This window comes from Pseudomonas sp. DR208 (genome assembly GCF_019823005.1).
GTDB classification, from domain to species: domain Bacteria; phylum Pseudomonadota; class Gammaproteobacteria; order Pseudomonadales; family Pseudomonadaceae; genus Aquipseudomonas; species Aquipseudomonas extremorientalis.
The window spans coordinates 3,499,094-3,523,725 of the sequence record NZ_CP081944.1 but is presented as its reverse complement, the minus strand read 5'-3'; the positions used below and the strand labels follow the sequence as shown (position 1 = coordinate 3,523,725).

The 24,632-nt window shown below is 60.8% G+C and carries 21 protein-coding genes; 14 read left to right on the top strand and 7 right to left on the bottom strand.

All coding sequences use genetic code 11. From position 1 onward, the window contains the following. The first annotated feature begins 60 nt into the window (after positions 1-60). From K5K89_RS16195 to xylB, 5 genes are read left to right on the top strand one after another with little or no spacing between them, the layout of a single operon-like run. Positions 61-1,593, top strand: a complete 1,533-nt coding sequence (locus tag K5K89_RS16195; protein ID WP_222539780.1) for a sugar ABC transporter ATP-binding protein — start codon at positions 61-63, stop codon at positions 1,591-1,593. After that, on the top strand, positions 1,586-2,563 hold the full coding sequence (locus K5K89_RS16190) for an ABC transporter permease subunit (RefSeq protein ID WP_025854715.1): 978 nt from the start codon (positions 1,586-1,588) through the stop codon (positions 2,561-2,563). The genes K5K89_RS16195 and K5K89_RS16190 overlap by 8 nt, the downstream gene beginning before the upstream one ends. Before the next feature lie 34 nt (positions 2,564-2,597). Then, complete coding sequence (locus tag K5K89_RS16185; protein ID WP_071488334.1) at positions 2,598-3,530, top strand: ABC transporter substrate-binding protein; 933 nt, start codon at positions 2,598-2,600, stop codon at positions 3,528-3,530. 21 nt (positions 3,531-3,551) lie between these two features. Further along, positions 3,552-4,553: a LacI family DNA-binding transcriptional regulator gene (locus tag K5K89_RS16180; RefSeq protein ID WP_071488333.1), complete on the top strand. Its 1,002-nt coding sequence runs from the start codon at positions 3,552-3,554 to the stop codon at positions 4,551-4,553. A gap of 7 nt (positions 4,554-4,560) precedes the next feature. Then, a complete protein-coding gene (gene xylB, locus K5K89_RS16175) occupies positions 4,561-6,021 on the top strand; it encodes a xylulokinase (protein WP_222539779.1) in 1,461 nt (486 codons plus the stop codon). 103 nt (positions 6,022-6,124) lie between these two features. Here xylB and K5K89_RS16170 read toward each other — a convergent pair whose 3' ends face one another. Continuing rightward, the gene (locus K5K89_RS16170) at positions 6,125-6,565 is read right to left on the bottom strand and encodes an Lrp/AsnC family transcriptional regulator (protein ID WP_071488330.1); all 441 of its coding nucleotides are present in this window, start codon (positions 6,563-6,565) and stop codon (positions 6,125-6,127) included. A gap of 109 nt (positions 6,566-6,674) precedes the next feature. Here K5K89_RS16170 and K5K89_RS16165 point away from each other — a divergent pair, with 109 nt between their 5' ends. Then, on the top strand, positions 6,675-7,577 hold the full coding sequence (locus tag K5K89_RS16165) for a DMT family transporter (RefSeq protein WP_222539778.1): 903 nt from the start codon (positions 6,675-6,677) through the stop codon (positions 7,575-7,577). On the opposite strand, the gene K5K89_RS16160 is transcribed toward K5K89_RS16165, so the two are convergent. The 3 genes from K5K89_RS16160 to fabF form a co-directional block, all read right to left on the bottom strand. Further along, on the bottom strand, positions 7,555-9,534 hold the full coding sequence (locus K5K89_RS16160) for a peptidase U32 family protein (RefSeq protein ID WP_071488328.1): 1,980 nt from the start codon (positions 9,532-9,534) through the stop codon (positions 7,555-7,557). The two genes, K5K89_RS16165 and K5K89_RS16160, sit on opposite strands and share 23 nt — an antisense overlap. Before the next feature lie 70 nt (positions 9,535-9,604). Beyond that, positions 9,605-9,985 (bottom strand): RidA family protein, encoded by a 381-nt coding sequence (locus tag K5K89_RS16155; RefSeq protein WP_028616142.1) that lies wholly within the window; start codon positions 9,983-9,985, stop codon positions 9,605-9,607. 64 nt (positions 9,986-10,049) lie between these two features. Next, a complete protein-coding gene (fabF, locus tag K5K89_RS16150) occupies positions 10,050-11,318 on the bottom strand; it encodes a beta-ketoacyl-ACP synthase II (RefSeq protein ID WP_071488327.1) in 1,269 nt (422 codons plus the stop codon). A 107-nt stretch (positions 11,319-11,425) separates the two neighbouring features. Between fabF and K5K89_RS16145 the strand changes: the two genes are divergently transcribed. Beyond that, entirely contained in the window at positions 11,426-11,914 is a 489-nt protein-coding gene (locus K5K89_RS16145) for a winged helix-turn-helix transcriptional regulator (protein ID WP_222539777.1), read from the top strand. Between the two features lie 114 nt (positions 11,915-12,028). Continuing rightward, positions 12,029-13,384 carry a methyl-accepting chemotaxis protein gene (locus tag K5K89_RS28805; RefSeq protein ID WP_071488325.1) on the top strand — a complete coding sequence of 452 codons (1,356 nt, stop codon included), beginning with the start codon at positions 12,029-12,031 and terminating at the stop codon, positions 13,382-13,384. A 48-nt stretch (positions 13,385-13,432) separates the two neighbouring features. Here the strand turns inward: K5K89_RS28805 and K5K89_RS16135 are convergent, their stop codons facing one another. After that, positions 13,433-14,755 (bottom strand): OprD family porin, encoded by a 1,323-nt coding sequence (locus K5K89_RS16135; RefSeq protein WP_222539776.1) that lies wholly within the window; start codon positions 14,753-14,755, stop codon positions 13,433-13,435. Positions 14,756-15,247: 492 nt separating this feature from the next. On the opposite strand from K5K89_RS16135, the gene K5K89_RS16130 reads away from it, so the two are divergent. Then, the gene (locus tag K5K89_RS16130) at positions 15,248-18,247 is read left to right on the top strand and encodes a type III effector HrpK domain-containing protein (protein WP_222539775.1); all 3,000 of its coding nucleotides are present in this window, start codon (positions 15,248-15,250) and stop codon (positions 18,245-18,247) included. A 42-nt stretch (positions 18,248-18,289) separates the two neighbouring features. Here K5K89_RS16130 and K5K89_RS16125 read toward each other — a convergent pair whose 3' ends face one another. After that, positions 18,290-19,159, bottom strand: a complete 870-nt coding sequence (locus K5K89_RS16125; protein ID WP_071488322.1) for an oxaloacetate decarboxylase — start codon at positions 19,157-19,159, stop codon at positions 18,290-18,292. 605 nt (positions 19,160-19,764) lie between these two features. On the opposite strand from K5K89_RS16125, the gene K5K89_RS16120 reads away from it, so the two are divergent. The 4 genes from K5K89_RS16120 to K5K89_RS16105 all read left to right on the top strand — a co-directional run bounded on the left by K5K89_RS16120 (position 19,765) and on the right by K5K89_RS16105 (position 23,305). Next, positions 19,765-20,712, top strand: coding sequence for an MBL fold metallo-hydrolase (locus K5K89_RS16120; protein WP_222539774.1), 948 nt, complete (start codon positions 19,765-19,767; stop codon positions 20,710-20,712). Between the two features lie 47 nt (positions 20,713-20,759). Beyond that, positions 20,760-21,632 (top strand): LysR family transcriptional regulator, encoded by an 873-nt coding sequence (locus tag K5K89_RS16115; RefSeq protein WP_222539773.1) that lies wholly within the window; start codon positions 20,760-20,762, stop codon positions 21,630-21,632. Continuing rightward, positions 21,629-22,525, top strand: a complete 897-nt coding sequence (locus K5K89_RS16110; protein ID WP_071488319.1) for an alpha/beta hydrolase — start codon at positions 21,629-21,631, stop codon at positions 22,523-22,525. Before K5K89_RS16115 ends, K5K89_RS16110 begins: the two co-directional genes overlap by 4 nt. 165 nt (positions 22,526-22,690) lie before the next feature. Next, complete coding sequence (locus tag K5K89_RS16105) at positions 22,691-23,305, top strand: dTMP kinase (RefSeq protein ID WP_222539772.1); 615 nt, start codon at positions 22,691-22,693, stop codon at positions 23,303-23,305. 107 nt (positions 23,306-23,412) lie between these two features. Here K5K89_RS16105 and K5K89_RS16100 read toward each other — a convergent pair whose 3' ends face one another. Further along, positions 23,413-24,162 carry an SDR family NAD(P)-dependent oxidoreductase gene (locus K5K89_RS16100; protein WP_071488317.1) on the bottom strand — a complete coding sequence of 250 codons (750 nt, stop codon included), beginning with the start codon at positions 24,160-24,162 and terminating at the stop codon, positions 23,413-23,415. A 101-nt stretch (positions 24,163-24,263) separates the two neighbouring features. Here K5K89_RS16100 and K5K89_RS16095 point away from each other — a divergent pair, with 101 nt between their 5' ends. Continuing rightward, entirely contained in the window at positions 24,264-24,623 is a 360-nt protein-coding gene (locus tag K5K89_RS16095) for a winged helix-turn-helix transcriptional regulator (protein ID WP_071488316.1), read from the top strand. Positions 24,624-24,632: the final 9 nt, after the last annotated feature.

Genomic DNA, 24,632 nt, shown 5'->3' with positions numbered 1-24,632 from the left:
ATGTTTCTACATTAGAGTCGGCCCACTGACGACAAAAATAATAAAACCAGGAGCTCATCCATGAGCCTTGAACCCTTGCTCGAGATGCAGGGCATCAGCAAAACCTTCAACGGTTTGCGCGTGCTCAAGAATGTCGGCCTGAAGGTCTACCCCGGCGAAATCCACGCCTTGATGGGGGAGAACGGCGCCGGCAAATCGACGCTGATGAAGATCCTTTCCGGCGCCTACCAAGCCGACCCCGGCGGTGAAATCCGCATCGCCGGCCAGTCCATCCCCACATTCGACCCCGCCACCGCCAAAGCCCTCGGCATCGCCGTGATCTACCAGGAACTGAGCCTTTGCCCCAACCTGAGCGTGGCCGAGAACATCTACCTGGGCCGTGAACTGCGACGCGGCTGGACCATCGACCGCAAGGGCATGCAGGCGGGGTGCTTCGAAGTGTTGCAACGCCTGGGCGCGGAGTTCACTCCAGCCACGCAGGTCAGCAGCCTGTCGATTGCCGAGCGCCAATTGGTAGAAATCGCCCGCGCCTTGCACGCCCACGCCAAGATCCTGGTGATGGACGAACCGACTACGCCGCTGTCATCCCGGGAGACCGACCGCCTGTTCGCGCTGATCAAACAGCTGCGCAACCAGGGCCTGGCGATCATCTATATCAGCCACCGCATGGCGGAGATCTACGAGCTGTCGGACCGCGTGTCGGTGCTGCGCGACGGCCAGTACATCGGCGAACTGACCCGCGAGGCGCTGTCGGCCGAAGTGCTGGTGAAGATGATGGTGGGTCGCGACTTGTCAGGGTTCTACAAGAAGGAGCACGCCGCCTATAACCCCGGCAACGTGGTGATGCGCGTGCGCGACATGGCCGATGGCAAGCGCGTGCGTCAGTGCAGTTTCGACCTGCACGCCGGTGAAGTGCTGGGCATCGCCGGGCTGGTCGGGGCAGGGCGCACCGAACTGGCGCGCCTGATCTTCGGCGCCGACCCACGCACCTCGGGCACCCTGGAAGTGGTCGGCAAGACCGTCACCCAGTTGCGCACCCCGGCGGATGCGATCCGCGCCGGCGTCGTTTACCTCACCGAAGACCGCAAGGCCCAGGGCCTGTTCCTGGACATGAGCGTGGCGGACAACATCAATGTCTGCGCCTGCGTGCCGGATGCCCACGCCGGCGGGGTGCTCGATCGCGCCCATGCCGCGCAGCGCGCCACCGAGGCGATCAAGTCGCTGTCGATTCGGGTGGCGTCGGGCAAGGTCAACGTCGGTGCGTTGTCCGGTGGCAACCAACAGAAGGTGCTGCTGGCCCGGCTGCTGGAGGTCAAGCCGCACGTGCTGATCCTCGATGAGCCCACCCGTGGCGTCGACATCGGCTCCAAGTCCGAGATCTACCGCATCATCAACCAATTGGCCCAGGCCGGCGTCGGCATCGTGGTGATCTCCAGCGAGCTGCCGGAAATCATCGGCACCTGCGATCGCGTGCTGATCATGCGCGAAGGCCGGTTGGTCGCAGAAGTCGGCGGCGCCTCCGACGACGCTATTTCCCAGGAACGTATTATTGACCTCGCCACCGGTGGCGATCAGGTGGTGGCCCATGGCTGAATTGAATATCGCAACAACCGGTAAGGCAGAGCGCGCCCGCGAGCTGATGCGCACGGTCGGCATGTTGCCGGTGCTGATCCTGCTGCTGGTGGGCTTTGCCCTGGCCAGCGAGAACTTCCTGACGGTACAGAACCTGTCGATCATCACCCAGCAGGCGTCGGTGAACGTGGTGCTGGCGGCGGGCATGACCTTTGTGATCCTCACGGCGGGCATCGACCTGTCGGTGGGCGCGATCCTCGCCGCATCGGCGGTGGTGGCGTTGCAGGCGTCGATGTCGCCGCAATTCGGCATGTTCGGGATTGCCGCCGGTATCGGCTTCGGGTTGTTGCTGGGCCTGGTCAATGGCGGCTTGATCGCCTTTATGCGCCTGCCGCCGTTTATCGTCACCCTCGGTGCACTCACGGCCATGCGCGGCCTGGCCCGGCTATTGGCGGACGACAAGACCGTGTTCAACCCGGACCTGCCGTTTGCCTTTATCGGCAACGACTCGATCCTCGGGGTGCCATGGCTGGTGGTAATCGCCGTGGCAGTGGTGGCGTTGTCGTGGTTCATCCTGCGCCGCACCGTGATGGGCGTACAGATCTACTCGGTGGGCGGCAACCCGGAAGCGGCGCGGCTGTCGGGGATCAAGGTGTGGAAGGTGCTGCTGTTCGTCTACGCCATGTCCGGCGCGTTGGCCGGGCTGGGCGCGGTGATGAGCGCGTCGCGCCTGTTCGCTGCCAATGGCCTGCAACTGGGGCAATCCTACGAGCTGGATGCGATTGCCGCGGTGATCCTCGGCGGCACCAGCTTTACCGGCGGTGTCGGCACCATCGGCGGCACGCTGATCGGCGCGCTGATCATCGCGGTACTCACCAACGGCCTGGTGCTGCTGGGCGTCTCGGACATCTGGCAGTACATCATCAAGGGCATCGTGATCATCGGCGCGGTGGCGCTGGATCGTTATCGCCAGTCCGGCGCACGGACCTGAACTCACTCCAACAACAATCACAAGAGAGACCCCTATGAACCTCAAACGTATCTTTCCGGTCATTGCCTTGGCTGCCCTGATGTCCCAAGCCGTCGAAGCCCGCGAGTTGAAGGCCCTCGGCATCAGCATGGGCTCGCTGGGCAACCCGTATTTCGTGACCCTGGCCGATGGCGCAACCGCCCGGGCCAAGGAGCTGAACCCCAACGTCAAGGTCACCTCGGTGTCGGCCGACTATGACCTGAGCAAGCAGTTTTCGCAGATCGACAACTTCATCTCGTCCAAGGTCGACCTGATCCTGATCAACGCCGTCGACCCGTCCGCCATGGCCTCGGCGATCAAGAAAGCCCGCGATGCCGGCATCGTTGTGGTGGCCGTGGATGTGGACGCGAAAGGGGTGAACGCCACGGTGCAGACCGACAACGTCGAAGCCGGCAAGCTGGCCTGCCAGTACCTGGTGGACAAGCTCTCCGGCAAGGGCAATGTGATCATCCAGAACGGTCCGCAGGTCACCGCTGTGACCGATCGCGTCAAGGGTTGCAAGGCCGCACTGGCCGCCGCGCCGCAGATAAAGGTGCTGTCCGATGACCAGGACGGCAAAGGCTCCCGCGAAGGCGGCCTGAACGTGATGCAGGGTTATCTCACGCGCTTCCCGAAAATCGACGGTCTGTTCGCGATCAACGACCCGCAAGCCATCGGCAGCGACCTGGCGGCCAAACAGCTCAAGCGCAGCGGCATCATTATTACCTCGGTGGACGGTGCGCCGGATATCGAGAACGCGCTGAAAACCGACACACAGATTCAGGCGTCGGCCAGCCAGGACCCTTGGGCCATGGCGCAGACCGCCGTCAACGTGGGCAACGATATTCTCAATGACAAAGCCCCGGCCGAAGCGGTTACCCTGCTCACGCCAAAACTGATCACCCGTGACAACGTCGCTACGTACAGCGGTTGGTCGAGCAAACATTGATCCATTGAGAGGAACGGCGTCGTGGTCACCATGGATGACGTGGCAAGCAGGGCGGGGGTGTCGACGTCGACGGTGTCCCATGTGTTGAACGGCACCCGCAAGGTCAGTCCGGCAACGGTGCACGCGGTGCAGCAAGCGATCCAGGCGCTGGGTTACATCCCCAACACCCTGGCGCGTTCGCTGGCGCGGTCGAGCACCAGCACGATTGGCGTGGCGATCTCCGCGCTGTCCAACCATTATTTCAGCGAAACCGTGCACGCGATTGAAACCGAGTGCGCCAGGCACGGCTACATGATGCTGTTTGTCGATACCCACGACGACCCGGAACACGAGCTGCGGGTCGTCACGGCATTGCACCATCGGCGGGTGGACGGCATTGTGCTGGCGCCCTCGAATGGCTCCAAGGCCCTGGAGTATCTGCGGGCCAACGAAATCCCGGCGGTATTGGTGGACCGCATGATGAGCGAGCAATTCGACCAGGTCGGGGTGGAGAACACGCAGTCTACCCAGGCCTTGGTTACCCACTTGATCAAACACGGGCACCGGCGCATCGGCTTTATCGCCGGGCGTGAGGGGTTCAGCACCACCGATGAGCGGGTTGCCGGGTACCGTGCGGCACTGCAAGGGGCGGGGCTGGCGTTCGATCCGCACTTGTTGGTCAATGGCGGCTCCAACACCGAGCCAGCGCGTCAGGCGACGGTGCAGTTGCTGGGCCTGGCGGAGCCACCCACGGCGATCATGGCCGGCAATAACCTGATGACCCTTGGCGCCATGCAGGCCCTGCGTGATGCGCAGATCGACGTACCGGCGCAGATGGCCCTGGTGGGTTTTGATGATTTCGATTGGGCGGATTTCTTCGTGCCGCGCCTGACCCTGATCGCGCAGCCGGTCCAGGCACTGGGCACGCAGGCAGTGAACCTGTTGTTGCAGCGCATGGCGTCGCCCGACGCCCCCACTCACAGCGTGCGCCTGGCGCCGACCCTGCAATGGCGTAATTCATGTGGCTGTAATGGATTGGAATGACCCCCTTATGAGCAGTCCCGTTTCCCTCGGCATCGACCTCGGCACCTCGGAACTCAAGGCCATCCTCATGGACCTCGACGGTACGGTGCTGGCCCATGCCGGCGTGCGCTTGAGTGTGTCGCGGCGCCATAGCGGCTGGTCCGAGCAGGCGCCGGAAGACTGGTGGCAGGCGTGTTTGCAGGCGCTGGCACAGTTGCGTGTACATGAAGCGTTTTCGCGCGTGGCCTGTATCGGCCTGTCCGGGCAGATGCACGGCGCGGTGTTGCTGGGCAAGGACAACCGTGTGTTGTATCCGGCGATCTTGTGGGACGACTCCCGCGCCGTCGCCGAGGCCGATGAGTTGGGCCCGGCGTTTGCCGACATCACCGGCAGCCTGCCCATGGCCGGGCTGACGGCGCCGAAGCTGCTGTGGCTGCAACGCCATGAGCCCGAGGTGTTCAAGGCCATTGATTGTGTGCTGTCGCCCAAGGATTACCTGCGCTTGCGTCTGAGTGGCGAGCGCATCAGCGAGATGTCCGATGCAGCGGGGACGTTGTGGCTGGAAGTGGCGCGGCGTGAGTGGTTCGCGCCAATGCTGCGGGCGACGGGCCTGTCGCCGGAGCAGATGCCAAGACTGGTCGAGGGCGGCGCCGCAAGTGCTGTGTTGACGGCGCAGGGGCTGGGCTTGTCTGCCTCGGTGGTGATTGCCGGTGGCGGGGGTGACAACCCGGTAGCGGCCGTGGGGATCGGGGCGATCAATGCCGGCGATGGCTTCATCACCCTCGGTACCAGCGCTGCCATTGTCGCGATTACCGATCACGCGGCCGGTGATCCCGCAAGTGCCGTGCACAGCTTCTGCCATGCGCTGCCTGATCGCTGGTACACCATGGGCGCCATGCTGGCCGGCGCCAGTTGCCTGCGCTGGGTCACACGCCTCACGGGAACGACGGATGAACAAACCTTGCTGGACCAGGTGCAGGCACAACTGCCGATCGAGCAGCCAGTGCCGCTCGACACGCCGTTGTTCCTACCGTACCTGGCCGGTGAACGCACCCCGCATAACGACCCGCTGCTGCGCGGTGGCTTCATGGGCCTGGGCCATGACTGCACGCCGGCGATGCTCGGTTATGCGGTGATGGAAGGCGTGGGGTTCGGGTTGCTGGATGCGTTGCGCGCGGTGCAATCAGCGGGGGCCGACGTGGGCGCCTGCGCGTTGGTGGGTGGTGGTGCGCGCAGTGAGTACTGGGCGCGGTTGCTGGCCAACATCCTGCAACGGGACATCTTCACCCTGCACGGCAGCGAATTGAGCGCGTGTATCGGTGCGGCGAAGCTGGGGTTTGTGGCGATAGGGCAAGGCGCGCAATTGCTCGCGGCGGGGATGCCGGTCAAGGCCCGGTACAGGCCAGACCTTATGCCGCAGCCCGTATTGGAGGCGCGATATCGCAAGTTTCAAGGTTTGCTGAGCGCGGCCAAGGCCCTTCACGAGTAGCCTTCTGTAGTGAGCGGGCTTGTCTGGGGGGGGCTGTTTTGGTGAACTGGCCTGTTGTGGCAAGCCCGCTCACCACATCGGGCCCCACAACAAGCTGCTGCCGCTAGTCGCCCAAGGGCGGCAGACGCCGTTTCACCGGGGTTTTCTTGACAATGGCCGTGTTGGTTTCCGCGTAGGCGTTGAGCCGGTCAAGCAGGCTGTCCAGGTGATCCATGGTGCGCACATGCAGGCGTGCGATGAAGCAATCCTCCCCAGTCACCTTGTCACACTCGGTAAACTCGGGGATCGCCTGGATCTGCCGCTCCACCTCATGCAATTTGCCGGGCAAGGGGCGGATGCGCACGATGGCCTGCAGCAGGTAGCCGAAGTGCCTGGGGTCGATGTCGACGGTGTAGTGGGTCAGCACGCCGCGCTCTTCGAGACGCCGCAGGCGTTCGCCGACGCTCGGCGAAGACAGCCCGGTAATCCCGGCCAAGGCCTTGAGGGACAGACGCGAGTCGTCCATTAAAGCAGCGATCAGTTGCTGGTCAATGGTGTCAATCATGGTGTCCACCTAATAAGTAAAGGCAACTCAAGGCTTTTGCCTTTTTTAGTCGCTGGAGCCGGTCTCGATCAGATTGCCATAATTGGGCCTCACTTGAGGAGCTTCAATCATGGATACATCCATCCGTCGCGGGTCGTGGGAAATGGTTGCCGCCATGCTGATCTCGGGCACCATTGGCTGGTTTGTCCTGGTCTCCGGCGTATCGGTGATCGAAGTGGTGTTCTGGCGCTGTGTGATCGGCGGGCTGACGTTGTTGGTGGTGTGCGCACTGCTGGGGTATTTGCGCCTGGACCTGCTCAGTTGGACCAGGCTCGGCCTGGCGATGCTCAGTGGCGTGGCGATTGTCGGCAACTGGTTACTGCTGTTCGAATCCTATTCCCGCGCGTCGATTGCCATCAGCACGGCGGTGTATAACGTGCAGCCGTTCATGCTGGTGATGCTGGCGGCCGTGTTTCTAGGTGAAAAGATCACCGTGCAGAAACTCGCCTGGCTGAGCGTGGCGTTCCTGGGCATGTTGGCGATTGTCACCGCCCATGGCGATCAACCAACCGGCGACGATTACCTGACTGGCATCGCATTGGCACTCGGCGCGGCGTTGCTGTACGCGATTGCCGCGCTGATCATCAAACGTCTGAAGGCAGTGCCGCCACATTTGATGGCGTTGATCCAGGTAGCCACCGGCGCGTTGTTACTGGCGCCGCTGGTGCCATGGAATAGCTTGCCGGCCACAACCAGCGCGTGGGGCGCACTGGTGACACTCGGCGTGGTGCACACCGGCGTGATGTATGTGTTGTTGTATGGCGCGATCCAGAAACTGCCGACAGCCCTGACCGGTGCGCTGTCGTTTATCTACCCGATTGCGGCGATCTTCGTCGATTGGTTCGCCTTCGGGCATCGTCTGGGCTGGCTGCAATGGTTCGGGGTGGCGGCAATTCTACTGGCGGCTGCCGGGTTGCAGCGGGGCTGGTGGTGGCCCCGCGTGCAAAGGGTCAGTGCGTGCCCTGGAAAATAATGTTTTCCGGGTTGAAGTGCTCTACCGCGCTGCCCGGTTGTGGCAAGCCCAGGATATGCCCCTTGATCTTGCCCACCACGTGCATCTCGCAGGGTTTGCAGTCGAACTTCAGGGTCAGCACTTCATCGCCATGGATCAATTGCATCGGCGCTACCTTGGTCTTCACGCCCGTGACTCCCTTGGCCTGTTTAGGGCACAGGTTGAACGAGAAACGCAGGCAGTGCTTGGTGATCATCACCGGTACTTCGCCGGTTTCTTCGTGGGCTTCGAAGGCGGCGTCGATCAGCTTCACCCCGTGGCGGTGGTAGAAGTCGCGGGCTTTCTGGTTGTAGACGTTGGCGAGGAACGACAGGTGCGCGTCCGGGTACACCGGCGGTGGCGTTGTTTCCGCCTTGCGGCCACCCCGTGGGTGCGCAGCCACGCGTGCGGCGGTCAGCGCCTCGATCACTTCACGGCGCAGGGCCTTGAGCTGTGAGTTGGGGATGAAGAACGCCTGCGGCGCATCCAGTTGGATGTCGGTCGCGTGGTATTCGGTGGTGCCCAGTTGGCCCAGCAGGTCGCGCAGGGTGTCCAGCGCCTGTTCCGGCTTGTTGGCCACGCCGAACGGGCCGGGCAGGGTGACGCTGGCGCTGATGCCTTCCTCGCTGGTGGCGGTGACTTCCAGCTGCGCTTCGCGCAAGCGAGCGGCCCAGGTCAGGCCTATACGACGCTCGGATGAGGTCTTGAGCAGCGCCTGTTGCCAGTTGTGGTCCAGGTTGCGGTTCAGCGGGTGGTTCGGGCGCAATTGATGCAGGCCGGCCGGCATCTCGTTCGGCTCCACGCGGTAGCGGTAGCGCTTCTCGCCGTCTTCCTCGAACTCGCCTTTAGGCTCGGCGATGTTGGCACGGAAACCCACCACTTCGCGCTTGATCAGCACGTTCAGGCCATCGCCATTCGACAATGGCTCGTGGGTGACCACTTGCAGGTCGCGCTTACCGGCTTTTTCCACCACACCCACCGGCAGGCCGGTGAACGTCGGCGTGTCGAAGGCGCCGATATCGACCTTGCGGTCATTGACGAAATAGTCGGTGCTGCCCCGGTGGAAGGTCTTTTCCGGGTCAGGCAGGAAGAAGTGCGCGGTACGGCCGCTGGAGGCGCGGGCCAGGTCCGGGCGGTCTTCAAGCACGTCATCCAGGCGCTGGCGGTAATAGGCGGTGATGTTCTTCACATAGCCCATGTCCTTGTAGCGGCCTTCGATCTTGAACGAACGCACGCCGGCTTCGACCAGCGCACGGATGTTGGCGCTCTGGTTGTTGTCTTTCATCGACAGCAGGTGTTTCTCAAAGGCCACGACGCGGCCTTGATCGTCTTTGAGCGTATACGGCAGGCGGCAAGCCTGGGAGCAATCGCCACGGTTGGCGCTGCGGCCATTCTGCGCGTGGGAGATGTTGCACTGCCCGGAGAACGCCACGCACAGCGCGCCGTGGATGAAGAACTCGATGGCGGCATCGGTTTCGTCGGCAATGGCGCGGATCTCTTGCAGGTTCAGCTCACGGGCCAATACCAACTGCGAAAAACCGGCCTGGTCGAGGAACTTGGCGCGGCCCAGGGTACGGATATCGGTCTGGGTGCTGGCGTGCAGCTCGATGGGCGGAATATCCAGCTCCATCACGCCCAGGTCTTGCACGATCAACGCATCGACGCCGGCATCGTAGAGCTGATGGATCAGCTTGCGTGCGGGTTCCAGTTCGTTGTCGTGCAGGATGGTGTTGATCGTGGTGAACACGCGGGCATGGTAACGGCGGGCGAATTCCACCAGCTGCGCGATGTCGCTCACGTCGTTACAGGCGTTATGGCGTGCGCCGAAGCTCGGGCCGCCGATGTACACGGCGTCGGCGCCATGCAGGATGGCCTCGCGCGCGATGGCGACATCGCGGGCAGGGCTGAGCAATTCCAGGTGATGCTTGGGCAAGGACATAGTTTTTTTAGTCAGGCTTGTCACGGTTGAGGCGCGCATTGTAGCTGTGAAATGCCTGACCGGCACGCACTCAGGCTTGAGCGGCCATCGCCGTGACTTCCACGCGCATGCCGTCTACCGCCAGCGCGGCCACGCCAACCGCTGCGCGCACGGGCCAGGGCTTGGCGAAGAAGCGTTTGTAGACTTCGTTGAAGGCGGCGCGATCGGCCATGTCTGTCAGATAAATGGTCAGGTGCATCACCCGGTCCATGGAGCTGCCGGCCTTTTCCAGGGCAACTTTCAGGGCTTGCAGGGTGCATTCGCTTTGCAGGGTGATGTCGCCCAGTTCCAGGCTGCCATCGGCACGGGTCGGGATCTGGGTGGACACCAGGATGCCGTTGAAGCCGATCACGTCGGAGGAAATCGAATCGGCATCGGGGTCCGGGGTGTAGTGCAGGTCGTGGTTGGCCATGGGCGCCTCTCGTTGGCAGGTTCAGAAAGGCGCCATGGTCCCCGAAAATGACGGCAGGGGCAAACTACGCCCAGCGGCGGAACAGCACGCTGGCATTCACGCCGCCAAACCCGAAGCCGTTGGACAGTGCATAGTCAATCGGCATCGGCCGGGCAGCACCGCGCAACAGGTCGAGGCCCTCGGCGAGGGCGTCGGGGTGTTGCAGGTTGAGGGTGACCGGGGCGATCTGGTCGCGCAGGGCAAGCACGGTGAAGATGGCCTCGATACCGCCCGCAGCCCCCAGCAGATGGCCGGTGGCGGATTTGGTCGAGCTGATCGCAGGGCTGCCGTTCGCACCGAATACCGTCCTGATCGCGGCCAATTCGCCTTTGTCACCCACCGGCGTCGAGGTGGCGTGGGCATTCAGGTACTGCACCTGGTCCGCGTCGATCCCGGCCTGGCGCAGGGCTTGCAGCATCGCCCGGCGTGCACCGTCGCCGTCTTCCGGGCCGGCGGTCATGTGATAGGCATCGGCACTGGTGCCGTAGCCGACCAGTTCGGCAATCGGCTGCGCACCTCGGGCAAGGGCGTGCTCCAGTTCCTCGATGACCAGGATGCCGGCGCCTTCGCCCATGACAAAACCGTCCCGCGCCTGGTCGAAAGGCCGCGAAGCCTGCTCCGGGCTGTCATTGAAGTCACTGGACAGCGCCCGCGCCGCCGCGAACCCGGCAAGGCTGACCCGATGGATCGCCGCTTCGGCACCGCCGCATACCGCCACATCCACTTCACCTGCGCGAATCATGCGCGCCGCATCGCCGATGGCCTGTACACCCGCTGCACAGGCCGTCACCGGCGCACCCAGCGGGCCTTTCAAGCCGTAGTTGATCGACACGTGTCCGGCGGCCATGTTGCTCAGGAACGACGGAATGGTGAACGGCGACAACCGCCGTGGGCCTTTGCTGTCGGTGGTGCGTACCGCGTCGGCAATCGCCGGGAAGCCGCCGACACCCGAGGCGATGATGGTCGCGGTGCGCTCCTGCGCTTCAGGCGTGTTCGGCGCCCAGCCGGCCTGCTTCAAGGCTTCGTCTGCTGCCGCCAGGGCGAACAGGATGAAGCGGTCCATCTTGCGCTGTTCCTTGGCTGCCAGCAGGCGGTCGGGATCAAATCCGGCTTCAGGGTCCTCGAGTACGGTCTGCACCTGGCCACCGATGCTGACGGCCAAATCACCGATCAACGCTTGCGGCAGGCGACGAATACCCGATTGCCCGGCCAACAGGCGTCGCCAGGTAGATTCCACGTCAGCGCCCAACGGCGTCAGTGCGCCCATACCTGTTACAACGATGCGTTTACTCATGATCAATCGACTCCAGTTGCGGTGAAGGAACAGACCTTATGGACGTCACTATCATCATGAAAGTAACATGGCATCACGCACATTGGCACTGACCCACAGGAATCCCCATGCAACGCAAGTCCCTCATCAGCGACGAATGCCCCATCGCCCGCAGCCTTGAGCGGGTAGGGGAGTGGTGGAGCATTTTGATCATGCGCGATGCGTTGCACGGCCTGCGCCGCTTCGATGAGTTCTCGCGCAGCCTGGGCATTGCGCCGAATATGCTCACGCGCCGCCTGAACGCGCTGGTGGAGGCGGGCATGCTGGAGCGCCGTGCCTACAGCGAACGACCGCCGCGCTATGAATATGTGCCGACGGCCAAGGGTGAGGATTTCGGCATGGTGCTGATATCACTGGTTGCCTGGGGCAACCGGCATTACGCCGAGGAGGGCGCCAGTGTCGAGTTGGTGGAGCGTAAAACAGGCAGGCCGGTGCAGCCGACGCTCGCCCGTGCGGATGGGAAGTTGGTGGCTTTTGACCAGTGCGTGTTGCAGGCCGGTCCGGCGGCCAGTGCCGGCATGCGCGAGCGCCTCGCTTTGCTAGGCGCAAAACCCTGATTGCGCAAGTATTTGACGCCAGAAAATAATCCACTCAAGGCCGGTAAAGTCGCGTATTCCACAGCCGATAGCCCTATCAAGACACGGGTTTTTTCGCACGGCTGAGGGTACGTCATGTTCAACACAACACTCAAAACAGAACTGGCGGCCAGGACGGCCGAGGCCACCGAGTACAAAGGACTGATCAGCGCACTGGAACGCTCCATGGCCGTGGTCGAATTCGACCTCAACGGCAACGTGTTGCGGGCCAACGACAACTTCCTCAAGGCCCTGGGCTACAGCGCCAATCAACTGGCCGGCAAGTCCCATCGCGATTTTTGCCTGCCGGCGCTGACCAGCAGCCCGGCCTACAGCCAGTTCTGGAGTGATTTGAAAGCCGGCAAGTTTGTCTCCGGTACGTTCAAGCGCGTGGATGCCAACGGCCGGACCATCTGGCTGGAAGCCAGCTACAACCCGGTGCTGGATGAGCGTGGCCAGGTGTTGAAGGTGGTCAAGTACGCACTGGACGTCACCGCCCAAGTGGAGCAGGACGCGGCCACCCGCAGCAAATTGACGGCCGTGGACCGTGCGATGGCCGTTATCGAGTTCGATTTGAGTGGCCAGGTGCTGGACGCCAACGCGAATTTCCTCAATGTCATGGGCTACTCCCTGGCGGAAATCAAAGGCAAGCACCACCGGTTGTTTTGCGAGCCCGCGCTGGTTACCAGCCATGAGTACACCGACTTCTGGCGCCGCTTGAATAACGGTGAGTTCTTTACCGGGCAATTCAAGCGCCTTGGCAAGCATGGGCGTGTGGTGTGGCTGGAGGCCAGCTACAACCCGGTGTACGACGGCGACGGCAAACTGATCAAGATCGCCAAGTTTGCCAGCGACATCACCGAGCGCGTAGAGAAGTTCGAGGAAGACTCCCGTGGCGCCTCCCGGGCCTACCATATTTCCTCCGAGACCGAGCGTTTTGCCGAGCACGGCACCCAGGTGATCCAGGAGACCGCCACGGAAATGCGCCGTATCGCCGAGAATATCGGCGCGTCTGCGCGGCTGGTGGGGCAACTGGGCGACCGTTCCGAACAGATCACCGCCATCGTCAACACCATTCGCGGTATCGCCGACCAGACCAACCTGTTGGCGCTCAACGCAGCCATCGAGGCGGCGCGCGCCGGGGACCAGGGGCGTGGCTTTGCGGTGGTGGCCGATGAGGTCCGGCAACTGGCCGGACGCACCAGCCGCTCCACGGCGGAAATCGCCGAGATGATCGGCATGATCCTCTCGGAAACCCGCGACGCGGTCACCAGCATGAACGCGACCCAGGAAGGCGCACAGCGCGGCGTCAACCTGGCCGACCAGGCGGGGTCGGTGATCCTGCAGATTCGCACCAGCACCAGCGATGCGGTGCAGGCGGTGAGCATGTTTGCGTCGAAACTGGATGAGTCGGAAGTCATTCCCAAGACTGCGGTCGGCTGGGTGGGCTAACGCTTTCCAGCGGGAGGAGCGAGCCAGCTCGCTCCTCCAGGGGCGGGTTTAGAGCAGGGTAAACGGATAGTCGACGATCAGCCGCAGCTCGTTCAGGTCTCCATCGCGCTGGTCGGCATTCGACGCCACGATCGCATCACGCACGCGCAACGACAGATTCTTCGCCTGACCGCTCTGGATCACGTACTTGGCTTCCAGATCGGTCTCGTGGTGCGCGCCATCTGCACCGTAGTCGCCGACATAAGCGCTATGGGCCGGCGTATGGGTGCCATCGATATCCGAGCCGTTGATGTAGCGGCCCATGAAGCTCAATCCCGGCACGCCATAACTGGCCATGTTCAGGTCATAGCGGATCCCCCAGGACTGCTCGCCCGGGCCGTTGAAGTCGTTCCATTGCACCGAGTTCGCCAGGTACACCGAATCGCCGCCTTCGCCTGCGCCGTTGTTGCCGGTGCCGATGTAGTCGAACGGCGTGTCACCATGCACCTTCTGGAACGACAGCGTGAGGGTGTGCGCTTGCAGGAACGAATACGCCGCCGCCACCGAGTAGGTGGTGTTGTTGATCGCCCCCGCCTTGGCACTGCCGGTGTCGAGGGTGCGGTACAGGTTGCCGTCCAGCGCCAGGGACTGGTCATGCGCCAACGGGATCACGTAATTGAGATTGGTGTAGTACTGGCGCCAGATATCTTCCAGCTCGCCGGCATACAGGGTCGCGCTCAGGGACGGGCTGAAGGTGTATTTGCCGCCGACGAAGCTGGCGCTGTTGGCGGCGATGTTGGCGTAGGTGGCGTAGATATCGTGGTCATGGTTGCTGGTCATGCCACTGTTGGTGCTGGTGAAATGCCCGGCCTCCAGGTCCAGGCCGGCGATTTCGCTGCTGGTCAGGTCAAACCCGGTGGCGGTCTGGGGCAACAGGCGCGTGCCGCCGGTGGCGAAGACCGGGGCGGTGGGTTGCATGTCACCAAATTTGAGTTGGGTCTTGGAGACTTTGATCTTTACCGCCGCACCGACTGAGCCGTAGGCGTCTTCGGGATCGCCATGGCGGTCGGTGGGCAGGTTGCCGGTGCCGGCGTCCGCGTGGGTGGCGTCGAGTTTCAGTCCGCCGTAGGCATAGGCGTCGACGCCGAAACCGAGGGTGCCCTGGGTAAAACCCGAGGCGTAGTTGAGCATCGCGCCCTGGGTCCAGTCGATATTATCGGCCCGGCCGCCTTCACGGTTGCGGTTCATGTAGTAGTTGCGCAACAGGCCGGTGACGCTGCTGCCCTCGACAAATCCCTTGGCATCCGCCTGGTCGGTGACCGACTCGGCAAAGGCCATCTGGCTGATACCGGCACACACCGCCAGTGCCAACAGGCTCGACTGTTTAATCATGTTGTGACTTCCCCGGAATAATGAAGGCGCGCGCAGAAACACCGCACTGACTGGATGGCGCATAACGTTGTTTGGGCAGAGGTTTCTAGGTGAGCTGTTACGGTTTTTTATTGTGTCCGGCGTAGTTGCCGAGGTTGATTCTAAGCACAGTCGGCACGGCCTGCAGCGGGCGGGCGGATGAAACTCGATTAATTAAACTTCACGCTGTTTAACCACGTGCGGGTGTACGTTGAACCTGTCTTAGCCGCTCTGCTTCGACAACATCCTTTGGTTGCCGCCGCAGACTCTGCGGCGGATTTTTTCACAAGATTTCACAGCCGGGTTTCGGCCCTTCAGCATGGGCACCTCAGTGACCAGAAAGGCATGCAACACCGGCCCGGTGAGTCAGCCTGTCATCTTTCAGTAACCCTCAAGGTTTTTGCTCTCCTGACTGGCCCGACATGATCGCCTTTGACGATCGTGCCACGGCCCCCGTCTTCAAGGAGCACACGCATGTCAGCACCGGTGAGTAAGGCCCCCACGATCAGGAGCGTCACGGGCAAAGACACCAGCGCCGAATGGGGCAACGCGGTTGATCGGGCCAAGGCCAGGGATGCCGGCATCGAGTGGCAGCGGCCCAAGGATGACTCTCGCTCGGCCCAGGACATCATCGATGGCAGCCCACTGCTGAAAAACCTTGGCAACCAGAGCGGGGTGAAGGACAAGTTGCGCGAACGGGTCGGCGATTTCGAGCACGATGCGGACGCGGCCTACCGCGCCAATCAGGTGCTGGAGCATGTCGAGCGCTTCGACGAAAACGGCTCACGCCTGGCCGGCAATACCATCGACAACGGCCGCGTCGATGGTTTCACCAAAGGCGGTGACGCCAGGCACGGCACCGAGGCCGGACGCCTGCAAGACTTCGGCAAATATGGTTGGGAGAACCTCAAGGGTGAACGGCAACAGGTGGACGCTGTGGGTCAGGACGGCCAGCGCCGTGAGGCCGCAGAAAAGGTCGGCATCGTCTGGGAACTGCCCGAGGGTGACACGCGCTCGGCCCAGGACATCATCAATGACAACCCGTTGCTGAAAAACCTTGGCAACCAGAGTGGGGTGAAAGATGCATTGAAGGAGCAGGTCGGCGATTTCGACAAGGACCCGAACGCGGCCTTCCGTGCCAGCCAGGTGCTCGACCGGGTGGTGGGTTTTGACGAGCAAGGCCGCGCGCTGACGGGCAAGGATGTGGCCAACGGTAGTATCGACGGCTTTACCAAGAGCGGGGAAGCGCGCCATGGCACCGAAGCGGGGCGCCTGCAGGACTTCGGCAAGTACGGTTTCGAGGGATTGGCCAAGCCCTCGGCCAATGACCAGATCGGTAGCTATAAGGATTTTCTCGACACCCATCCGGATGCCGACGCGGGCTCCAGGCAGATCGCTCAATACGGCGCAATCCTGGATGCCAAGTACGATTCGATCCGTGGCAAGACTGGCGGCGAGAGTGCCGTCACCGAACAGAACATCCAGGACTACCTCAAGCAAAATCCGCAGTTGAGCAAGGAAGAGAAAGAGGCCCTCAACTTCTTTGCCCAGCCCGGCGCCTTCCGCAAGCTCGATACGGCCGGCAACAGTATCGGCGACAAGCCCGACGGCAAGGTCAGCCGCAGCGACGTGCAAGCCTGGCTGAAGACCGCCGCCCCCACCGATGCCCAGAGCCTGGCCAGCCTGATCACCGACGTGGCCACCGGCACTGTCACGGGCCAGGTCGACACCCGCAAGCTCGACAAGGACATCTTCGAACATCCGGAAAACTACACGGCCGAACAAAAGGCTGCGGTGCTGCTGGAACTGCAGGAAGCGCAGAAACTGGTGGTCGACGGCGCCAACGCCGGGGTCTGGAACAGCGATTATGGCAAGGTCTCCATCGCCAACCGCTCCGGCGCGATCTGGGAGCCGCAAAAGCTGCTGCAGGACATCAACGACCACATGGCCATCTTGCAGGGCGACAAACCCACCGCCGAGTACATCAGGAACGCAGGCGACCAGGCGGTGAAGACGTTGTTTGAAGACAATCCCGGCCTGAAGGATGCGGTCACCAAGACCTACGAGGATCAGGTGAAGTCGGGCAAGGCACTGGACGCCGCGTGGGATGCCAACACCAAGGACGGCAAGACCGACCAGCACACAGCGCTGGCCGGTTTCTACGCCACCGCCACCAGCCTGCAGTCGATGCTTGGCATTGACGATGCCAAGGCGATCCAGGGCGCGGTCGCCAAATCCTCGCATAACGAAGCATTCAAGACCTTCTACAAGGACCAGTTGGCCAGTGGCGACCGCCTGCGCGAGTTGCTCAAGGACAACACGCCGGAGCAGGCCGCTTCGGAGTTCAGCCTGGAAGTGGCGCTCTATAACGCCGCGCTTGATCCGACCTTCACGGCCCAGTATGACCAACAGCTCAATGATAATTTCTCCAGCATCGCCCAGCAGAACCTGTTCAAGGGCGCTGGCTTCGACGACATCAAGGCTGCGTTCGGCAAGGACGGCGGCGCGGAGCTGGACGAAGACAAGGTCCGCAAGCTGGTCGACCAGATGCGCCAGGAAAGCCCCGAGCTGCTGCTGAACCAGGACGGGACCGTGGCCACCACCGACCAGGTCCTGGCGGGCTTTCGTGGTAACTGGGACATGCTCCGCCAGGGCACCAAGGCCCTGGACAAAATGGGCAAGCTGTCGAACTTCGACCCCAACGGCGGCGCCAAGGGCGCCTACGGCAGCGGTGTGCTGCACGGGGTGAGCGGGCTGTTCCTGGCGGGTGTGACCATTGCACGCGGGGCGCAGAGCGGTGGAAAGCTGACCACGCGCAACATCGTCGACATCACCACCGGTTCCGTGCAGACCACCACCGTGCTGATCGAGGGCGGCACCAAGGGCTACCAGGAACACCTCGCCAAGTCGATCAAGAACGGTGAGCAGACCCTCAAGGATATGAAGGACGGCAAGGTCATGCTCGACCTGCTCGATGAGGTCAAGGACAACGTCAAGGACGGCAAGCACGCCAAGGTCGTGGCGAAGAACTTCGAGGAAGCCGCCAAAGGTATCGGCGGCCTGGCCGGTATCGTCGCCGGGGCTTATGGCATTTTTGATGGCGTCAACGCGCTGCGTCGTGGTGACAAGCTAAGCGGTGGCTTCGGTATTACCGCAGGCTCGCTGGGTGTACTGGCCGGCAGCGCCTCGGCCGCGGAGGGCGGCCTTGGCTTGCTCGGGGCGAACCTGCCGCGCTTTCTCCCGGGCCTGGCGGCCACGGCGGGCGTGCTGGGCTTCCTCGCGGCTGGCGTGGCGGTACTGGCGGCCATCGTGCCCGGGCTGGTCAAGGAAGGACAGGCACAGGCCAAGTCGGACAAGTTCGGCGAGATATTGGGGGATTCAATCGAGCGTTATGGCATCGATGGGGTCAAGGACGGGACCATTGCGGATATTCCCACCAAGGATTGGCCAGGCGGGGAGCAGTGGACATCGTGAGAACGGGAGGAGGGGGGAGACCCCCTCGCTCCGAGGTTGTCTTTACTCTTTGACGTCCATGAACTCTTCCGCCCAGGCCACGTAGCTTTCCGGCAACGTGTAGGTATGCGTCAGCTCGGTGGCACTGAGATTATCGGTGCTATGCGTCAACTGGCGCTGGGCACGCAGGCTGTCATACGTCGCCTTGATCGCGGCAAAGTAAGCCCCGTGGCCGGCCACCACCACCCGCACGCCGAGGCTGGCCAGACGCTGGGCGTCATTCAGCTTAGGGTTGCCGTAGGTCACCAGCATCAGCGGCACCGTCAGGTTTTCCGCGATCTTCTCCAAGTGCTCGAAATCGGCCACACCCACCATGCAAATCCCGTCGGCCCCGGCTTTCTGGTAGGCCTGGGTGCGCTCGATAACGGCTTCGGTCGGCAACACGCCGGCGTTGGTCCGGGCAATGATCGACAACTCGGGATCGACACGTGCTTCCAGCGCCGCGCGGACCTTGCCGATGCCTTCTTCAATGGAGATCAGATCCGTCGACTTGCGCCCGAACTGCGCCGGCAGCAACGTGTCTTCAATGGTCAACGCAGCCACACCGGCCCGCTCGAGTTCTTCGACGGTACGCATCACATTCAGGGCGTTACCGTAGCCGTGGTCGGCGTCGGCAATGAACGGCAACTGGGCAACGCGGCCGATACGGGTGGCTTGCTCAACGAACTCACTCAGGGTGATCAACGCAAAATCGGGTGCGGCCAATACCTGCAACGAAGCAACGGAGCCACCGAGGATGCCGACTTCAAAACCCAGGTCAGCGGCGATACGCGCCGACATCGGGTCAAAGACGGAAGCGGTTTCAACGCAGGTTGGGTTGGCGAGCAATTCACGGAAGTTGCGGCGCAGGGCTGAGTGAGAAATCTTTGGCATGGGCTTTCCTGGTTCTGGTCATCGTCTTGTGACGATCAATGTCTATTCGTGGTGGGGCGAGATTAACATGCGGGCGAGGGGGAGATGATGACGTTTCAGCATTAGGGATGGATGCGGGTTTACGGTTTTGGAGCGTCCAAGGTGCATCACTCCTCACATGGCCATAATCGTCATGTGCACGACACTCGATCCAGGTCTGACACCTTGCTGCCGATGCGGCCGAAACTCACCACCACGTCAGCCTACCTGGTGACGCCGATACGCCAGAATTCGCTGTCCCCCCCAGACTGAAGTATTCACCGATGGCGTCGCTGCTCGCCAAGTCACAGCGGAACTGTGAACGCCCGACATACTCCTGCACCGAATGCCCGCGTTGGCGCAACGCGACGGCGAGGGCGCTGGCGTGGCTTCATTGTCTTTCCAGTCGGGAAAGAATCCACGCACCTGATTACTGGAGACGAGGTCCACTCCCAATTCGTATTTGGCGAACGAACAACTGGGGGCGACGTACATTTTTGTACGCGCGGGTTTCACACAAAACCGTTTATTTCAGGGGGGCAATAACGGACAGTGTGTGCAACACAACCTACTTCAGGAACCACACTATGAAGCTATTTAAATCCATTTACTCAGCAGTACTGCCGTTCGCATTTGCACTGTCTATCTCCAATAGCGTGTTCGCATCTGCACTGCCCGACGCCCAGGCCAGTTATTCGATGAATGTCGGCAAGTTCAAGGTTGTCGCCCTCTATGACGGTTACCTTCCTGCCGATATGGTCAAGATTCTTGAGGGGGGCGATGGCGCCCGCATAAGCACGCTGCTTGAACAGGCAGGGCTGGATAAAGATGCGCGCATGTCCGTCAATGTTTATCTGGTCGATACCGGGGACCAGCAAATCCTGATAGACACCGGTGGTGGCGAACTGACCGGAAGCACCGCCGGCCGCCTGCAGGAAAGCCTGAAGGCCGCAGGCTACAGCGCCGATCAGATCGATGTGGTGCTGATGACCCATCTGCATGCCGACCATATCGGGGGGTTGTTGAACGGGCAACAACGCGCGTTCAAGAATGCGGTAGTGGAAGTCAACGACCAAGAGTTGAACTACTGGATGTCAGACCCTTCCGTTGCGCAGGGCAAAGAGGACAAACCTGAGGCATTCTCTGCAGTCAAACGTTATCTCAAGCCTTATCAGGAAGCTGGCCGTGTCAGGACATTCAAATGGGGCGACCAGCTTTTTGCGGGCATAGAAGCCATCGATTTGCGCGGGCATACCCCAGGGCATACCGGATTCAAGGTCAGTGAAGGAGGGGACCAATTGCTGTTCTGGGGCGATGTAATCCATGTGCAACCGGTTCAATTCCCTGAGCCGCAAGTCACTGTCATCTACGACAGTACCCCGAGCCAGGCAATCAGCACCCGCAAGGCGGCCTTGGAAGATGCCTCCACAGCCGCTCACCCATACTGGGTTGCCGACGCCCACATTGATTTCCCTGGTATTGGCAAGGTGCAAAAGAAGGGTGAAGACTACTTCTGGCAGCCCGTTCAGAAATGAGTGCTACGTGATTAAGCACAACGGCACCAAAGACAAGGAGCAATCATATGGAGTGGGGTGATGTTAAGGTCTTTCTTGCCGTTGTGCGTGCTGGAACCTATGCCGATGCAGCAACGCAACTGAGAGTGAGCCGGCCTACGGTCAGCCGCCGTGTGCAGGCCCTGGAAGAAGCGCTGGGGCAGAAACTGTTCCAGCGCACCGGTGACGGACTGGTGATCACAGCGGAAGGCGAATCCATTCTCGACCTGGCAGAACGCATGGAGCAAAGCGCTTTGGCGTTACATCGAAAGATCGCAGTACATGATGAGCACCTTGAGGGCGGTATAAGAATTACCTGTCCGGAGTGGTTCGCTGGCTATGTAATGCCTGACTTGATGGTGAGCGTCGCACGCAAACATCCGAATATTCGAGTGGAAATCCTGACTTCGCCGCGCATGCTCGATTTATCGAGGCGTGAAGCTGACGTGGCACTTAGAAATGTTCCCTTCGACCAACCTGATATCGTTCAGCGCAAATTGATGGACGTGAGATATGCGGTGTACGCGGCGCAGAACTACAGCGTCGCTAGCCATACAGGGGAGGGAGTCAACCTGATTCTGATGAATGCAGACTTCAACCATTTTCCGGATGTGGCATGGATACAGAAATTGCTGCCTGATGCCTCTGTCATGCAACGCAGTAATGATCGGATTATTCAGGCACAGTTATGCGCGGCGGGGCTAGGGCTCGCCGTATTGCCCGTGGTCGTGGGTCAAAAAATCCCGGGCCTTAAAGTGATTGATCTGCAAACGCCTCCACCCGGTCGGGAACTCTGGCTTGGCTACCATCGGGATTTGCGTGATGTACCGCGATTAAAGGCCGTTACGCGCGCGCTCTTCAGTGCATCGGCGACTAGTTTGAATTTGACGAGGACGTTATGAAACGCAGCAACATCAGTTTTGTGTCCGAGGGTACTCTATTAAAAGGCTGGCTTTATGAGCCAGCAAACACATCGTCTACAACACCCGCTGTTGTCATGGCACACGGTTTTACCTCGGTCAAGGAACAATATCTTGATAAATATGCGGAGGTATTCTGTTCGGAAGGTTTTCATGTACTGGTCTATGACCATGCAAACTTTGGCGAAAGTGAAGGAACGCCGCGCCAAGAGATGGACCCTGTATTGCAGCGCCGGGGCTATCGCGACGCCATTACCTTTCTGCAGTCGCTTCCAGGCATCGATCCACAGCGAATTGGTATCTGGGGAACAAGTCTGAGCGGCGGGCATGTCATAGAAGTTGCCGCAATCGATCGTCGCGTAAAGTGTGTTGTTGCGCAGGTTCCCTCCATCAGTGGCCATGAGTCGGCGAAACGTCGACTGCGCTCGGACCTTGTGCCTGCCATGCTTGCACGCTATGACAATGACCGGAAGGCCCGTTTTGCAGGTGCACAACCCGCAATCATTGCGGCGGTATCCGATGACCCTGGCGTTGCCTGTGCCATGGTAGGCGTAGATAGTTATGAGTATTTTATGAACACTAGGTCGTTTGCGCCGAATTGGAAGAATGAGGTGACCTTAAGGAGCACTGAGCTGTTTCGGGAGAACGAACCTGGGCATTTCATCTCGCGTATCAGCCCCACGCCGTTCCTGATGATTGTGGGGGATAACGATCTTTTGACCGCCACGGATATATGCCTCACAGCCTATGAAAAAGCGCTGGAGCCAAAGAAGCTTGTGATGATCAAAGGAGGGCACTTCACCCCCTATGTTGAACACTTCAAGGTCACCAGTGAAGCCGCCGCCAGCTGGTTCAATCAACACCTTAATACCTGATATGACCAAAGCCTTGACTTGGGCGGGCATCCCGGTATCAGTGATCGGCAATAGACGCGGAGCATACCTAGGGGGTAGGAAAATTACTTGTGAAAGTGCTTGGATGCGTGGCCTGCTGCAAATGCAGTTAGAGTGGTGATCATCGTCCTGACCGCTGTGTGAAAAATGAATGCTCCGCTTTTTGTTTCTCTGGACGGCCCCAAAGGCACCGGCAAAACCACGTTGTTGGAGGCCGTAACGGCAGCACTGAGGGCGGACAACAAGAAAGTCATCCGGCTTTGCGAGCGAAAAAGCGATCCCTACAGAGGGGAAACCATGGCCCTGGTGAACGAACTTGCCAGAAATCCCTCACGGGATCTGGAATGGGCTGTGTGCGAGCGCTTTGCCGAGAGTCGCAGTTGGATATCCCGGAATGTCCTGACTCGGCAGCCGTTGGGCAGCATCATATTGATTGATCGCTGGTATCCGTCTGAGGCTGCGTTTCGACACACGATTCCGTTTGCAGAGATTCTGCAGTTGAACCTGGAGCGAAGCGTGCGAGTGCCGGATCTGCATGTCGGTGTGATCACCGCGCCGAATATTTCATGGGCGAGAGCAACGGCACGTTCACGAGGATTGGGCGGCACTGTGATTCAGAAGTATGCAGAGCATGTTGCATGCACAGAGATGTTCGAGCGGGCGATTGTGGGTCAGGGCTGGGTGTTGTGTCGTAATGAGGGTGCGATTGAAGAGGCAGTGAAGCAGGTGGTTGCTGAGATCCATAAAGTAGCTGAGCGATAAGCCTAGAGTAATACATGATTTAACATAATATACATTATGCGTAATACCGTATTGCGCAATCAGAGGCAGTGCCCGTCAGATTTCAACGGGCAAAACCCCTGTCATGCTTAAACCTGAGCAAAGCCTCCATCGACAAACATTTCACTGCCCGTCATGAAGCTGCTCTCATCCGATGCCAGGAACAACGCGGCGGCTGCCACTTCTTCAGGTTGACCGATACGGCCCAGCGGAACCTGTGCCGTCATGTCGTCGATGATCGCTTCCTTCTGGCCCGTGCCTGACAACGCCGAGTCCAGACCTGGTGTCGAGATCGGGCCTGGCGACAGTACGTTCACACGAATGCCGGTGCCTTTGAGATCCAGCGCCCAGCTCCTGGCGAAATTACGCAGAGCCGCTTTGGTGGCGCTGTACACGCTGAACGCCGCGGTGCCCATTGTCCCGGTGGTCGAGCCAGTCAGGATCACGGAACCGCCGGCCTGCATCAGTGGCAAGGCTTTTTGCACGGTGAACAGCGTGCCTTTGACGTTGATGCCGAACGTGCGGTCGAATGATTCCTCGGTGATCGAGCCGATCGGTTGGAAATCCCCCAGGCCTGCATTGGCAAACAGTATGTCAACCCGGCCCTTGGCAGCTTTTACCTGGGTGAACACACGGTCCAGGTCGTCCAGCTTGGCAATGTCGGCCTGGATGGCGATGGCTCCAGGCCCGATCAGCGTCAGCGCCTTGTCCAGTTCTGACTGTCGACGACCTACAATCACCACCTGTGCGCCTTCAGCTGCAAAGCGAATCGCGGTTGCCAGGCCGATGCCGCTGTTACCGCCGGTAACCACTGCGATTTTCCCGTTGAGCTTGCTCATGATGACTCCAAAAAAGAATGTTGAGGCGCAACTCTAGATCCGCTCTATTCTTTTGAATAGTATGCACCTTTTAGTAAGTACCCTTGGGAGATACTTCAATCATGGCCAATAACTCATTCAATTGCGGACTTGAGGCTGCCCTGGCGGTGATTGGCGGCAAATGGAAGCCGCTGGTGCTATTCAACCTGGCGCAGAATGTTCATCGATATGGAGAATTAAGACGCGCGATTGGCGGTGTGACCGATAAGGTGCTGATCCAGCAACTCAAGGAATTGGAGCGCGATGAGATCATTTTTCGCGTGGATTTCCAGGAAATACCGCCCAAAGTCGAGTATTCCCTGACACCGTTCGGGGAGTCCCTGGCGTCGGCATTGGGTGGATTGTGCCAATGGGGTACGCAGCATATGCAAACGGTAGAGCGCATCGCTGCACGGCGGACGTCTGCCCTCTCCCAATCCTGAGCCCCCTGC